The 15,364-nt window shown below is 43.9% G+C and carries 12 protein-coding genes; 9 read left to right on the top strand and 3 right to left on the bottom strand.

Annotated features, from left to right (window positions below; all coding sequences use genetic code 11):
* The first annotated feature begins 15 nt into the window (after positions 1-15).
* From FCV43_RS13645 to csdA, 6 genes are all read left to right on the top strand, one after another.
* Positions 16-585, top strand: a complete 570-nt coding sequence (locus FCV43_RS13645) for a YajG family lipoprotein (protein ID WP_017054018.1) — start codon at positions 16-18, stop codon at positions 583-585.
* Entirely contained in the window at positions 585-1,133 is a 549-nt protein-coding gene (locus tag FCV43_RS13650; RefSeq protein WP_136995497.1) for a peptidylprolyl isomerase, read from the top strand. Before FCV43_RS13645 ends, FCV43_RS13650 begins: the two co-directional genes overlap by 1 nt.
* Before the next feature lie 95 nt (positions 1,134-1,228).
* Positions 1,229-2,602, top strand: coding sequence for an AmpG family muropeptide MFS transporter (locus FCV43_RS13655; protein ID WP_136995498.1), 1,374 nt, complete (start codon positions 1,229-1,231; stop codon positions 2,600-2,602).
* 389 nt (positions 2,603-2,991) lie between these two features.
* Positions 2,992-3,798, top strand: coding sequence for an outer membrane protein OmpK (locus FCV43_RS13660; RefSeq protein ID WP_136995499.1), 807 nt, complete (start codon positions 2,992-2,994; stop codon positions 3,796-3,798).
* Between the two features lie 108 nt (positions 3,799-3,906).
* The gene (panE, locus tag FCV43_RS13665; RefSeq protein WP_136995500.1) at positions 3,907-4,800 is read left to right on the top strand and encodes a 2-dehydropantoate 2-reductase; all 894 of its coding nucleotides are present in this window, start codon (positions 3,907-3,909) and stop codon (positions 4,798-4,800) included.
* Between the two features lie 107 nt (positions 4,801-4,907).
* Positions 4,908-6,119 (top strand): cysteine desulfurase CsdA, encoded by a 1,212-nt coding sequence (gene csdA, locus FCV43_RS13670; protein WP_136995593.1) that lies wholly within the window; start codon positions 4,908-4,910, stop codon positions 6,117-6,119.
* A gap of 87 nt (positions 6,120-6,206) precedes the next feature.
* On the opposite strand, the gene purL is transcribed toward csdA, so the two are convergent.
* Entirely contained in the window at positions 6,207-10,136 is a 3,930-nt protein-coding gene (purL, locus tag FCV43_RS13675; protein ID WP_136995501.1) for a phosphoribosylformylglycinamidine synthase, read from the bottom strand.
* Positions 10,137-10,477: 341 nt separating this feature from the next.
* Between purL and mltF the strand changes: the two genes are divergently transcribed.
* Positions 10,478-12,067: a membrane-bound lytic murein transglycosylase MltF gene (gene mltF / locus FCV43_RS13680; RefSeq protein ID WP_136995502.1), complete on the top strand. Its 1,590-nt coding sequence runs from the start codon at positions 10,478-10,480 to the stop codon at positions 12,065-12,067.
* Positions 12,068-12,320: 253 nt separating this feature from the next.
* The gene (locus FCV43_RS20775; RefSeq protein WP_017054026.1) at positions 12,321-12,455 is read left to right on the top strand and encodes a hypothetical protein; all 135 of its coding nucleotides are present in this window, start codon (positions 12,321-12,323) and stop codon (positions 12,453-12,455) included.
* 115 nt (positions 12,456-12,570) lie between these two features.
* Here FCV43_RS20775 and tadA read toward each other — a convergent pair whose 3' ends face one another.
* Positions 12,571-13,122 carry a tRNA adenosine(34) deaminase TadA gene (gene tadA / locus FCV43_RS13685; protein ID WP_136995503.1) on the bottom strand — a complete coding sequence of 184 codons (552 nt, stop codon included), beginning with the start codon at positions 13,120-13,122 and terminating at the stop codon, positions 12,571-12,573.
* A 29-nt stretch (positions 13,123-13,151) separates the two neighbouring features.
* Entirely contained in the window at positions 13,152-14,018 is an 867-nt protein-coding gene (locus tag FCV43_RS13690; RefSeq protein WP_017054028.1) for a LysR family transcriptional regulator, read from the bottom strand.
* Positions 14,019-14,189: 171 nt separating this feature from the next.
* Between FCV43_RS13690 and FCV43_RS13695 the strand changes: the two genes are divergently transcribed.
* On the top strand, positions 14,190-15,338 hold the full coding sequence (locus FCV43_RS13695) for an S-(hydroxymethyl)glutathione dehydrogenase/class III alcohol dehydrogenase (RefSeq protein WP_136995504.1): 1,149 nt from the start codon (positions 14,190-14,192) through the stop codon (positions 15,336-15,338).
* Positions 15,339-15,364: the final 26 nt, after the last annotated feature.

Consider the following 15,364-nt stretch of genomic DNA (forward strand, 5'->3'; position numbering starts at 1 on the left):
GACAAGGAAATAGTAATGAAAAAATTGATTTTAGTCGCTTCAATGGCTCTATTGACAGCCTGTGCAGCACCACAGCAAGAACAGATTAATCTGGCTCCCAAAGCTACCTTGAGCCAAAATGACATTGTTAAAGGCAAAACATTAACACTAACCAGTAAAGATGTTCGCGCCGCTCAGTACGTTGCTCTACTCAATAATGGCCGCTCAAACATTCTGCCAATTCATGCGAAGCAGAATATGAGAATATCTTTAGAGAACGTTCTTGCTGATCAATTCTCATCTCAAGGTTTCAATGTCACTGTCGCAAGCGAGAACTCAATTACCTTGGAAATCCAAGAAGCTCTGATTACTGTGCAACATTCAGTAATGGAAAATGAAATGGAAGGTAAAGTTACATTAGAAGTTACCGCTGAAACTCCGAAAGGAAAACTAGTGAGAACTTACAATGGTACAGCGCAACGCACTGGAACGTTAAGCGCGTCAAATGAAGACGTCGAGATGGTTTTAAACGATGTGATCAATTTGGTATTAGCTGAAATCGCTAACGACCAAGAGCTACAAACCTACATGAAGGAACGCTTCTAATGAATCGCCTACTTTTATCCGCTTTGCTACTGGTTAGTGGCGTCTCTTGGGCAAGTCCTCAAGTCGTATTTGAAACCACATTAGGCTCTTTTACTGTCTCATTAAATGAAGAAAAGGCACCCATCAGTGTCGGAAATTTCATTAAATACGTAAATGACGGTAGCTATGTGGGCAGCCAATTCCATCGAGTTATCCCTGGTTTCATGGCTCAAGGTGGCGGTTTTGATAAAGATATGCAACGTCTTCCAACTTATTCTCCAATAAGTAATGAAGCGTCTAATGGTTTACAAAACAACCAAGCGACCATTGCAATGGCAAGAACGAACGATCCTAACTCTGCCACTCGCCAATTTTTCATCAACTTTGGTAACAATAACTTTTTAGATTATGGCCAACGCCCACCAGGTTATGCTGTATTTGGTAAAGTCACGAAAGGTTTTGATGTTGTACAGAGTATGGCGAATAAACCCACTCACAGCCTACGTGGTATGAAAGATGTTCCTGTAGAACCCATCATTATCACTAAAGCGACACTTATTAACGATTAATACTTCTTCATGTCTCGTGTTTGATCATCTAATGCCTAGAATCTCATTCTAGGCATTATTCATTCAGCTTAGAAGAATCAACAAGGATTGGTTTTATGCCTTCAACTTCCTCCCCTTCTTGGATGGACACCTTCCGCAGCTTTTTAGACAAACGCTTACTTTGGGTATTCATGCTTGGTTGTTCAAGCGGCTTTCCTTGGGTATTGATCGGCTCAAATATGTCCGGTTGGTTAAAAGATGCAGGCTTAACCCGGGCCGCTATTGGGTACTTTGGTTCTGTCTTTGCGGTTTATGCCATTAATTTTTTATGGGCCCCTCTAGTCGATCGAGTAAAGCTGCCTATTCTGCATTCTGTGTTAGGTCAACGCCGTAGCTGGATTTTCCTGTGTCAATCAGCCATCCTCATTTGCACTCTATTTATAGCAGGAGTCAATCCCGCTAATGATTTAATGTTCACCTCAATGCTGGCTCTTGGCATTGCTATCGCCTCATCGACTCAAGATATTGCGATTGATGCCTTTCGTATCGATACTTTCCCTAAATCTGAATCAAGTAAACTTCCTCAAGCCTCTGCTATGGCGGTAATGGGTTGGTCGACAGGTTACTCGCTTCCTGGGTATTTAGCCTTTATCAATGCAGACTCAATTGGCTGGAATGGCGTCTATTACGGTATGGCTATTATTGTAGCTGTGCTAATGGTCTTCACTCTTTTAGCTGATGAGCCGAACACCAAACGTGAACAACTACAGCACCAAGCAGAAGCTCGCCACAATAAAGTGGTCGGTTCTAAATTGATCGCTTGGATCAGCGTTACCGTAATCGAACCATTTTATGATTTCTTTAAGCGTAATGGCGTGCAAGTTGCGATCACGCTATTGCTGTTTGTTTTCCTTTTTAAAATCGGAGAAGCTTTCCTTGGGCGCATGTCGATCACTTTCTATAAAGAGGTGGGCTTTAGTAATGAGCAAATCGGTTACTACTCTAAACTTATCGGTTGGGGCGTGACTCTACTATTTACCTTTATTGGCAGCTTATTTAATGTCAGGTTTGGTATCGTTCGTGGTTTGATGATCGGCGGCATTGCTATGGCAGCGAGTAATTTGATGTTTGCTTGGATAGCAAATGTAGGGCCAAGTGAGAACCTGTTCTTAGCGACAATCATCGTAGATAACTTTACCACCGCCTTCTCAACGATTGCCTTTGTCTCTTTCTTAACGGTATTAACAGGACAAGCTTTTTCGGCGACTCAATATGCCCTGCTCGCCTCCCTCGGCAATTTTGGCAGAACCACTCTGGCGTCATTCAGTGGTGAATTGGTCGATTACCTTAATGACTGGTCAACTTTCTTTATAATCACGGCCCTGATGGTTCTTCCAAGCTTATTCATGCTTTACAGACTGCGCCATTACTTCACGGATCTACTTCATCAAGCCCAACAGCGAAACCTAAATGAGAGCTCTGATAAGTAAAGTGAAGCTGAACACAATTATTTAGTTCACCGACAAAGGAGGCTTATATGCCTCTTTTGTGTTTTTCATAACCTCACATTTTTTCAGACATTCACTGTTTTTGTTGTTTTTTCGATTGCGACATATCTCACACAAATAAAGAAACAGAATATGTAAGCTCACTTCCCCACGTAAAATGTAACGACTTAAATCACACAAATAATGCAACAAAATGTAATTTAAATTTAGTTCCGCAAAAGAGTTTTACAGCGTGATCATGATCACCATATTTGTTTGTTTTTCCGCCTTTCGTCACTACCAATTAAAAATTTTGCCGCTATTATTCTCGCCATCAGGAATACGGCTTAGATCGTATCCATCAATTAAATGCAAACATAGAGAGTCCCCTTATGCGCAAATCACTTCTAGCTCTTGGTTTAATGGCAGCAGCAACAACTGCTCCTGTTATGGCTGCAGATTACTCTGACGGCGATACTCATAAAAATGATTACAAATGGATGCAATTCAACCTTATGGGTGCATTCGATGAAAAAGGTGTAGGTTCAGAATCTAGCCATGATTACCTAGAGATGGAATTTGGCGGCCGCAATGGTATTTTTGATCTTTACGGTTACGTTGATGTATTTAACCTAGCTGATTCAGAAAGCAGTGATAAAGCAGGTAAAGATAAAATCTTCATGAAGTTTGCACCTCGTATGTCTATCGATGGCCTAACGGGTAAAGATCTATCTTTCGGTCCTGTACAAGAACTTTACGTTGCAACGTTAAACGAATGGGATGGCTTCCTTAAGAACCACAAAATTGGTCTAGGTTCTGACGTTATGGTTCCATGGCTTGGTAAAATTGGTCTAAACCTATACGGCTTCTACGATGGCAATGAAAAAGATTGGAACGGTTACCAAATCTCTACTAACTGGTTCAAACCTTTCTACTTCCTAGAGAATGGTTCATTCATCTCTTACCAAGGTTACATCGATTACCAATTCGGTATGGATGATAAAGACGCTCACCGCACAAGTGCTGGCGGCGCAATGTTCAATGGTATTTACTGGCACTCTGACCAGTTTGCAGTCGGCTACGGTCTAAAACTATACAAAGATGTATACGGTTTTGAAGATGGCAAGACTCTTCCTTGGGGTGACGTAAATGAATCTTCAGGTGTTGGCCACTACGTAGCAGTAACTTACAAGTTCTAATTTAACTTGAAGTAATTTTCCAAAATGGCGCTCTTGAGCGCCATTTTTTATTGCTTTCTAAAGTAGCCCACTTATCATCGTCCTATACCATTCAGCTAGGACACTTCTTTGAATATCACTATTGTAGGCCCCGGAGCCGTTGGTTCCCTTTGGGCATGTAAACTTCATCAAGCTGGCCATAATGTTTCGCTTTGTAGTCGTAGTACGAGCAAACACCTACCAATTAAGCTTGATAACCTCCCAGAGATATCATTTCACAATAACGATGCTCAACGCCTTCAGCAGACAGATATATTACTTATTACGGTAAAATCTTGGCAAGTTGAAAGTGCCCTACTCCCTCTATTAGACAAGATCGATTCCAAAACGATACTGCTTTTTATGCACAATGGTATGGGGGCGGTTGATGACTTAAATTCTCAAATAAGCCACTTTCCGATCGTACTTGCCACCACCACTCACGGCGCACTAAAACCTTATGCCCAATGTGTGTTGTATACTGGGAAAGGCCAAACTCAAATTGGGGCATATAACGATCTAGGACAACAGTGCTCCTTTCTCGCGGATGTATTCAACCATGCTCTGCCAAGTGCGGTTTGGAACTCAGATATCAACACAGCTCTTTGGAATAAACTTGCTATCAACTGTGCGATTAACCCTTTAACAGCCCTTCATCAATGTAAAAATGGCGCACTTGCACAGCCTCAATTTCAAATCGAGATACAAGAGATAGTCACTGAGCTGGTTCAAGTAATGAAAGCAAACCATATCCAAGCGGATGAAAAATCATTACTCAATACAATATATAACGTGATCAATGCCACCGCTGAAAATTACTCTTCCATGCATCAAGATATTCATCATAAGCGCAATAGTGAAATTGACTTCATCACCGGATTTTTAATCAAAGCAGCCGCTAAACACCACATAGAGCTACCTAAAAACCGCGCTTTGTATGAATCAATCAAACAAATCGAAAATAACTGGCAATCCGAAGAATAGAAAATAACGACTCGCTAATAAGAAAGAGTTAGAAAGAGTTGTGATAGCGAGTGACTACGCCTATGATCGCTCTTTCAGCACTCACGACCACAACATTAAGTTATCTCATGTTTGATATACAAAGTATTCGCAATCAATTTCCGGCACTAGCACAAACGATCAATGACCAATCACTCGTCTACTTAGACAGTGCTGCCACCGCTCAAAAACCTCAAGTTGTCATTGATGCGATTAGCCGATACTACAGTAGTCAAAATGCCAATGTTCATCGTGGGAGCCATAGCTTAACCGCCGAAGCAACGAGCCAATTTGAAGCCGCTCGCCAAACGGTTTGCGACTTTATTGGCGCCTCTTCAGCTAAAGAGATCATTTGGACTCGCGGTGCGACTGAAGCACTGAATTTGATCGCTCAAACTTACGCTCGGAATACTTTAAAGTCTGGCGATGAAATATTGATCAGCGAAATGGAGCACCACGCAAACATAGTTCCGTGGCAGATCGTCGCACAGCAAACGGGTGCTAAAATCGTAAAAGTTCCAATGACCAGCCAATGCCAATTCGATTACTCCGCTTTTGAAACGTTAATCACACCAAAAACGAAAATAGTGGCGCTTGCACAAACCACTAATGTCACCGGAACTCGTCAACCAATAGAGTCCGTGATTAAAAAAGCGCATCAATTTAATGCCGTCGTTGTGGTTGATGGCGCACAAGGTATCGTTCATGAATCAGTAAATGTGACTGATCTCGATGCGGATTTCTACGTCTTCTCTGGTCATAAATTGTATGCGCCAGCAGGTATTGGTGTGCTCTATGGAAAACAGAGCTTACTCGAAAGTATGCCACCCTGGCACGGTGGCGGGAAAATGGTAGAAAAGGTCTCTTTTTCAGGAACCACATACTCTGAATTGCCGGGGAAATTTGAAGCGGGTACTCCAAACGTTGCAGGGGCGATTGCACTGTCAGTAGCAATTGATTGGTTTCGACAATTTAAAATCTCTGACATTGAAGAACACATCACTCAGCTCCAACAATTAACCTACCAAGCGCTTTCGAAAATTGAGGACATCACGGTTATCGGTTTTCAAGAGCATGCTAGTGTGATCACTTTTGTCATGGACGGTGTCCATCATCAAGACATCGCAACACTGCTTGATCAGCAAGCCATTGCCGTTAGAGCAGGACATCATTGCGCTCACCCTTTAATGGATGCACTTGGAGTTAAAGGAACCGTCAGAATATCATTTGCTATTTACAACACACTTGATGATGTCGAACGGTTGATCTCTGCTATCAAAAAAGCCGTAGATCTGCTCTAGAATCGAAACCAAAGCATTATATCGAATAAATATAAAAGCCGCTGACGACAATGTTCAGCGGCTTTTATTTATTCACCTGTTCTTTTATTAACCCACGTTCTTACGTGCGTTTTGGAACATACGCATCCACGCGCCGTTCTCGCCCCAACCTTCTGGAAACCAAGAGTTTGCAACCGTACGGAAGACTCGCTCTGGGTGCGGCATCATGATAGTCACGCGGCCATCCGTCGTTGTTAGACCTGTGATAGCGTTTGGCGAACCATTCGGGTTGTTCGGATATTGCTGCGTTGGGTTACCGTTGTTATCAACGTAACGTAGTGCAACCGTACCTGAGTTTTCAATCGCGTTTAGGTGGTCGTTATCACGCACTTCTACGCGGCCTTCACCGTGAGAAACAGCGATTGGCATACGAGAACCTTCCATGCCGTTGAAGAATACAGAATCAGACTTCTGAACTTCAACTAGGCTGAAACGAGCTTCAAAACGCTCAGATTCGTTACGAACGAAACGAGGCCAGAACTCAGCTCCTGGGATAAGTTCACGCAGGTTAGACAACATCTGACAACCGTTACACACACCTAGAGAGAAAGTATCTTCACGCTTGAAGAAGTTTTCAAATTGGTCACGAGTAGAATCGTTAAACAGAACTGATTTAGCCCAACCTTCACCAGCGCCTAGTACGTCACCGTAAGAGAAGCCACCACAAGCCACAAGGCCGTTGTACTCTTCTAGCACCGCTTGACCTGTTAGGATATCGCTCATGTGAATATCAGTTGCTTCGAAGCCTGCACGGTCGAATGCTGCTGCCATTTCAACGTGAGAGTTAACACCCTGTTCACGTAGAATCGCCATCTTAGGCTTAGCGCCAGTGTTGATGAACGGTGCAGCGATGTCTTCGTTAACATCGAAGCTTAGTTTCACGTTCAGACCTGGGTCTGAGTTGTCTTTCTTCGCTTCATGTTCTTGGTCAGCACATGCTGGGTTATCACGTAGACCTTGCATCTTATGCGTCGTCTCAGCCCAGATAGTACGTAGTTCAGTACGGTTACGTTCGATTACTACAGACTCGCCAGACTTAATCACTAGCTCGTCAGAAGCTTCAACTGAACCAATAACATGTGAGCACGCTTCTAGACCGTTGGCTGCAAGCGTAGAAAGAACCGCGTCTAGGTCATCGTTACGAACTTGGATTACCGCACCTAGCTCTTCGTTGAATAGTGCTGCCAGTGTATCTTCGCCTAGCGCCTCGATATTAGCTTGAACACCACAGTGACCTGCGAACGCCATTTCAGCTAGCGTTACGAATAGACCGCCATCGCCTTTATCGTGGTAAGCCACAACTTGGTCATTTGCTACAAGTGCTTGAACGCCTTCGTAGAAACCTTTTAGTTGAGCTGCGTTGTCTACGTCTGCTGGCTTATCACCAAGCTGCTTGTAAACTTGCGCTAGTGCTGTAGCACCCAGACGGTTTTTGCCGTTACCTAGGTCGATAAGAACTAGTGAAGTATTGCCTAGTCCTTCAAGGTTATCAGGGGTGCGAAGTTGAGGCGTAATCGTCTTACGAACGTCTTCAACACGTGCAAACGCAGTGATAACAAGAGATAGCGGAGAAGTCACTTCTTTCTGCTCGCCGTTCTCTTCCCACTTAGTCTTCATCGACATTGAGTCTTTACCTACTGGGATAGTAAGACCCAGTGCCGGACATAGTTCTTCACCAACTGCTTTCACCGCTTCGTAAAGGCCTGCATCTTCACCTGGGTGACCTGCTGGAGACATCCAGTTCGCAGACAGTTTAATGTGCTTGATATCGCCGATGTTGGTCGCTGCGATGTTAGTGATTGCTTCACCAACCGCTAGACGAGCCGATGCACCGAAGTCTAGTAGTGCCACTGGCGTACGCTCACCAAGAGACATTGCCTCACCGTGGTAAGAGTCGTAGCTTGCTGCCGTTACTGCACAGTTAGCGACAGGAACCTGCCATGGGCCAACCATTTGGTCACGAGCCACAAGACCCGTTACTGAGCGGTCACCGATAGTGATAAGGAATGTTTTCTCAGCAACTGTAGGCAAACGAAGCACACGGTCAACCGCTTCATTCATTTCGATACCAGAGCGGTCGATTGCAGGGTTATTTGCTTTCAACGTTTTCGCGTCACGGTGCATCTTAGGTGTTTTACCTAATAGGATGTCCATTGGCATGTCGATTGGCGTATTGTCGAAGTGAGAATCTTCTAATTTAAGATCACGTTCTTCTGTTGCTTTACCAACCACCGCGTAAGGTGCGCGTTCACGTTTACAAATCGCGTCGAATGTTGCCATGTCTTTATCAGCAACCGCCATAACGTAACGCTCTTGAGATTCGTTACACCAGATCTCAAGTGGGCTCATGCCCGGCTCATCGTTTGGCACATCACGTAGGTTAAAGATACCGCCACGCTCGCCATCGTCTACTAGCTCAGGAAGTGCATTCGAGATGCCGCCCGCGCCCACATCATGGATGAATGCGATTGGGTTCGCATCACCAAGCTGCCAACAACGGTCGATAACTTCCTGACAACGACGTTCCATCTCTGGGTTTTCACGTTGTACAGAAGCAAAATCTAAGTCTTCAGAAGAAGAACCAGAATCCATTGAAGATGCGGCACCGCCACCAAGGCCGATGTTCATTGCTGGACCGCCAAGAACGATTAGGCTTGCACCTACTGGAATCTCTTTCTTCTGAACATGATCATCACGAATGTTACCTAGACCACCAGCAAGCATGATTGGCTTGTGGTAACCACGTACTTCTTCACCTGCGTGAGAGTTTACTTTCTCTTCGTAAGTACGGAAGTAACCTAGTAGGTTTGGACGACCAAATTCGTTATTGAATGCTGCGCCACCAAGAGGGCCTTCAAGCATGATATCCAGAGCAGTAACGATACGGCTCGGCTTACCAAAGTCAGTTTCCCATGGTTGAACAAAGTTCGGGATCTTAAGGTTAGATACAGAGAAAGCAACCAGACCTGCTTTTGGCTTACCACCAATACCTGTCGCGCCTTCATCGCGTATTTCACCGCCTGAACCTGTTGATGCACCCGGCCATGGAGAGATTGCCGTTGGGTGGTTGTGCGTTTCAACTTTCATCAAGATGTGTGTTTTCTCTTGGTGATAGTTGTACTGACGAGTTTCTGGATCTGGGAAAAAACGACCGACTTCAGAACCTGTCATTACCGCTGCGTTATCTTTATAAGCAGACAGAACGTGTTCTGGTGTCGTTTCAAAGGTGTTCTTAATCATCTTGAACAATGATTTTTCTTGCTTAACGCCATCGATAGTCCAATCAGCGTTAAAGATCTTGTGACGACAGTGCTCTGAGTTCGCTTGTGCAAACATCATTAGCTCGATGTCAGTCGGGTTACGACCTAGCTTTTCAGTGAAGCTTTCAAGAAGGTAATCAATCTCATCTTCTGCAAGTGCAAGACCTAGGGTAACGTTTGCTTCTTCAAGCGCTTTACGTCCGCCAGTTAATAGGTCAACTTCCGCATAAGGAGCAGGCTCAGCAACTTTGAACAGTGCCGCTGCCGATTCGAAGTCAGTGAAAACAACTTCCATCATGCGATCGTGCAGGATTGCTTTCAGCTCAACAAGTTGAAGCTCAGAAAGTTCTGTTGATGTCTCAATGTAGAAGGCCGTACCGCGCTCTAGGCGAGAAACTTTATCAAGACCACAGTTGTGAGCAATGTCAGTAGATTTTGAAGACCAAGGTGAGATAGTGCCCGGGCGGGGCGTGGCAAGCAGCAGTAAACCTTCAGGTTGATGCTCTTCGCCATTGCCTTTACAAGAAAGCGCAGGGCCGTAAGTCAGTAGCTTTTCTAGCTTCTCAACTTCAGACTCATCTAGGTCTGCCGTTAGATCAGCAAAGTGGGCAAACTCAGCGTAAATACCTGTTACAGGTAAGCTTAATTCACGACAAAGCTCTAAAAGCTTGTTAACACGAAACTCAGATAGAGCTGGGGAGCCACGCAAAATTCTCATGTGCTTAGGTCTCTTATGCAGTTGATTAAGGTAGTATTGGAATAAATTCAGTGGGTTATAGGAACAACCTAACTGTTTTCTTCGAAGCTATTCCCGAAGGTTGCCAAACCTATGCCGATTCCACCTCTTCAATGCGAGCGCATTATAAAGCATTTCTTTTTGTGAAGTAACACAAAAAGCAACCGTTTGCGTTATTTTTTACGTCATCGCCTTTTTTATCTCGTATTGATGCTTTATTCCTCAGTTTGACACTTATTACTTAATCCGGCATGAATCAAACTATCCCTAATCGCGCCCCTTTGATATAAAGGCATAAGTTAAAGTACGAGAACGAAAATTTAATGCCAAAGTTAATGATTAGCTTACCAATGCGCTTGCTCTCTCTAATACTGATCACTGTCGGAATTGCAGGCTGCCAAATAGACTCAGACCCTAAAAGTGAATTAGAAAAGATTCGCGAGCGTGGGGTTTTACGCGTTGGAACTCTCAACAATCAATTGTCTTACTACATTGGCCCCGATGGCCCTACCGGACTTGATTACGAACTTGCTCGCGTATTTGCCGATCAATTAGGTGTACAGCTAGAGATGAAGCCGGCTTACCGAATTTCAAACCTATTCCCTGCATTAAAAAGTGGTGAGATAGATATGATTGCCGCAGGTTTAAGTCAATCACCTGAGCGTTTAAGTCAATTTAGAGCGGGCCCTGCATACTATTATGTTAGCCAACAGATGGTATACAAAAAAGGTCAATGGCGACCAAGAAATCTCAAACAGTTAGTCAATAAACAGGTAAAACTTAAACAACAAATACTAGAAGATGGCGACACTACGTCTTCTGAATCAACGCCTTCATTAGTGATTGTTAAAGATTCACACTTTGTACAAACCTTAGCTGACATTAAAGCTAAACAACCAGATCTTGAGTATACCGTTGACACCAATGCCGATGTAAATGATCTACTTAAACAAGTGTCTGAAGGTAGCATTCCATTCACTATGGCTGATTCAGTTGAGCTTTCATTATCGCAACGATTGTATCCCGATCTTGCACTTGCCTTTGAGTTAACTGAAGACCAACCGATCTCTTGGTATATGCGCCGCTCAGATGATGAAAGCCTTTATGCTCTTTTAATCGAGTTTTTCGGCAATTTAAAACAGTCTGGTGAACTGGCGAGTTTGGAAGAGAAATACCTTGGCCATATAGGTTCATTTGACTACGTAGACACTCGCGCCTTTATTCGTGCCTTAGATGCCAAACTTCCAAAATGGTCGCCTCTGTTTCAGCAATATTCACTTGAATTTGATTGGCGATTAATTGCGGCACTCTCGTATCAAGAATCTCACTGGAACCCAAAAGCGAAATCTCCAACAGGCGTACGCGGCATGATGATGCTCACCCTGCCAACAGCGAAAAGTGTCGGTGTGACAAATCGACTTGATCCTGAAGAATCGGTACGTGGCGGCGTTGAATACCTCCGTAGAATTGTAGACCGAGTGCCCGACTCTATCGCCGATCATGAGAAAATTTGGTTCGCTCTTGCTTCCTATAATGTCGGTTATGGGCATATGATGGACGCTCGAAGGCTAACGAAAAGACAAGGTGGTGACCCTAATGCTTGGGCGGATGTAAAAGATAGTTTGCCGCTATTAAGGCAGCAAAAATACTTCAGCACAACTCGATACGGATATGCGCGTGGTGATGAAGCGAGAAACTATGTCGAAAATATTCGCCGATATTACCAAAGTATTATTGGTCACATCGACAAACAACAGATCATCGATCAAGAAAATAACATCGATGATCTTGTCGTCATTCCCGGCCCTGTAGTACAGGAAACAGATAAGCTTGACGCGGAGAGTTCAGCGGCTATTTCGACGCTCGACTCAGCAGATGAAGAGTCACCAGAAACCGCTACCACAGAGAAATAGGCAAGCTAAGCAACATCACTTCAGCGTGCAAAAACTGGATGTTTATTGCACGCTGAAACTCCCCTTTTGCAACTCATACATAGAAATGTGAGTCATATCACTAGGCAAGCTTCATATAACGGTAACAATTTGCTTCTATAACATAGTGGCAAAACGATATATTGAGATATCAAAGTCCCCTAAACCAAAACATTAGGGATATATTAACGTCAGGCTTAAATTTTTAAGCCCATCATTAGGTAGGAGGCCGTCAATGCTAGCAAAAAGAAAGCTATCTCAGCGCCTTAATAAAACCGTATCAGCGAATCGCCGTAAACGCATGATGTCGAATAATAAAAAGAAAATCATCTGGCGAAACCGAGCATTTGTACAACTGCTCGTAGAATAATATTTAATTAATAAAAAATTCAATCAACTATTCATCCTCAAACAACTATCAACAAAGAATCATATCTATCGCAAACATCGACTCAGGGAGATGTTTGCAAATATCCATCAAGTCATCATTGACCATCTAATGCTTTTTTTGCCTTCCTTTGCGCTTTAATCTCTTTTCTGCGTCTTTTAAAGAAAGCTTGTAATTGCTCACGGCACTGATCTTCTAATAGCCCCGACTCTATTTCCGCGTAATGATACGACGCCTGACTTTCGAATAAATTTAATACGGTTCCTGCCGCACCTGATTTAAGATCGGGCGCACCAAATACAACCCGCTTAACTCGGCTATGCAATAACGCTCCAGCACACATTGGACAAGGTTCTAATGTGACGTACAACGTCGTATCGAGTAGACGATAGTTTTCTAACTTCTTTCCCGCTTGGCGTAATGTCTGAACTTCAGCATGCGCGGTCGCATCATGGCAACCAATCGAACGATTCCATCCTTCAGATATAATAACGCCATCTTTCACTAACACAGCCCCAACAGGTACTTCCCCTTCCCCCTCGGCTACTGAGGCGAGCTCAATGGCCCGACGCATAAACTTCTCATCTTGATCAGTAAAATGATTCGGTGATTCAGGTTGGGAGGGATGGTCTTGGTTCAAAGTCGCCACTATAGAGTCTCAATTCATATTTTTGGTTATTATAAAGCATCTGCTAAAAAATCGACGAGTAATCGCACTTTCGATGATAGGTTTTTATTTTGCGGATAAAGAGCCCAAATCCCTTCTCTATCATCTCGATAGTCGGAGAGTACCTCTACAAGCTCACCGCTATCCATATATTCTTGTACATAATAATCGGGCAGTTGAATCATACCTAAATGCTGTAGTGCCGCATCAAGCAGCGCAATCCCACTATTACATTTTAGTCGGCTATGCACTCGAATGGCTCTCGACTGGTTTTTCTCTTTAAAGCGCCAATGCGGAAATGAACCCACTAAACATTGATGCCGAGACAATTCTGAAAGAGTATGAGGTTCTCCAAATTGAGCAAGATAACTTGGCGTAGCGCACACATAAAGCTGACGATCAGATAAGCGTTTTGCTATCAAGCTCGAATCTTCCAAACGTCCTAAACGAATCGCTACATCAACCCCTTGCTCGATCAAATCGAGTTTCTGGTTCGTTAAGATGAGATCTAACTCTAGCTGAGGGTGTTGAGCTAAAAACTGATGGAGCAACGGAGCTAATTGCCTCTCGCCATAAGTCACAGGGGCAGTCACCTTAATCAAGCCTTTCGGTGTTGATTGCATCTGGGTTACCGCTAGTTCAGCAAGCTCCAACCCTTCGACAAGTTGTTTACATTGCTGATAATAAAGCTGCCCCGCTTCGGTTAAGGAGACACGTCGAGTGGTTCGATTAAGTAACTTTACCGCTATCCTCTCTTCTAAAGCTGAAACTCTTCGGCTGATCTGGGCAACCGATGTAGACAATTTTTTTGCTGCGCCAGTAAAGCTTTCAACTTCCGCAACGGCGACAAATTCACTCACCCCTTCCCAATTCGCCATGCTCCCCCTCCACAAACATTATTACAAATACGTAAAAATCATTTTCATTCTAACTGGATTATCATCATATGAGAAATATATATACTGGCCACAACAAAACGAGAAGCGGAACATTCAAAGCTTTACTACGCTTTAGTCGACCGCAACATAACTAGATAAAAGGAACATCCAATGGCGCTTGAAATCAAACCAGGTCAAACATCAATTAAATCTAAAGCTATGGTCGCTTGGGCTGCTGGCGAACCACTAAAAATGGAAGAAGTCGATGTACAACTTCCTAAAGCTGGTGAAGTTTTAGTTCGTATCGTTGCTACTGGTGTTTGTCACACTGATGCATTCACACTATCAGGTGACGATCCCGAAGGTATCTTCCCTTCAATTCTTGGTCACGAAGGTGGCGGTATCGTTGAGATGATCGGCGAAGGCGTGACAAGTGTTGAGATTGGCGACCACGTTATCCCACTTTACACCGCTGAATGTGGCGAATGTAAGTTCTGTAAATCAGGTAAAACTAACCTATGCCAATCCGTTCGTGAAACGCAAGGTAAAGGCCTAATGCCAGACGGTACAAGCCGCTTCTCTATCAATGGCGAAACAATTTTCCATTACATGGGTTGCTCTACTTTCTCTGAGTACACAGTACTTCCAGAAATATCTCTAGCGAAAGTAAGCAAAGAAGCACCACTTGAAGAAGTTTGTCTTCTAGGTTGTGGTGTAACAACGGGTATGGGCGCGGTACTGAACACAGCTAAAGTTGAAAAAGGCGACAACGTTGCCGTATTCGGCCTAGGCGGTATCGGTCTTTCTGCAATCATTGGTGCTCGCATGGCTGGTGCTAACCGCATCATTGGTGTTGATATCAACGAGAGCAAATTCGAGCTAGCAAAACAGCTTGGCGCGACTGACTGCATCAACCCAACTAAATTCGACAAACCAATCCAAGACGTTATCGTTGAGATGACAGATGGTGGTGTTGAGTACTCTTTCGAATGTATCGGTAACGTAAACGTGATGCGTCAAGCTCTTGAGTGCTGCCACAAAGGTTGGGGCGAATCTGTAATCATCGGTGTTGCTGGTGCTGGTCAAGAGATCGCAACTCGTCCATTCCAACTAGTGACTGGTCGTGTATGGCGTGGTTCTGCTTTTGGTGGTGTTAAAGGCCGCTCAGAACTTCCAGAAATCGTTAACCGTTACATGGCGGGTGAATTTGGTCTTCAAGAGTTCATCACTCACACTATGGGTCTGCAAGACGTAAACGAAGCGTTCGACCTAATGCATAAAGGTGAATCTATCCGTACTGTTCTGCATATGGATAAGTAATCCACCTTGGCCTCGATACTTAGGTG

Origin of the sequence: Vibrio genomosp. F6, from assembly GCF_005146325.1 — a bacterium.
Taxonomy (GTDB): domain Bacteria; phylum Pseudomonadota; class Gammaproteobacteria; order Enterobacterales; family Vibrionaceae; genus Vibrio; species Vibrio cortegadensis.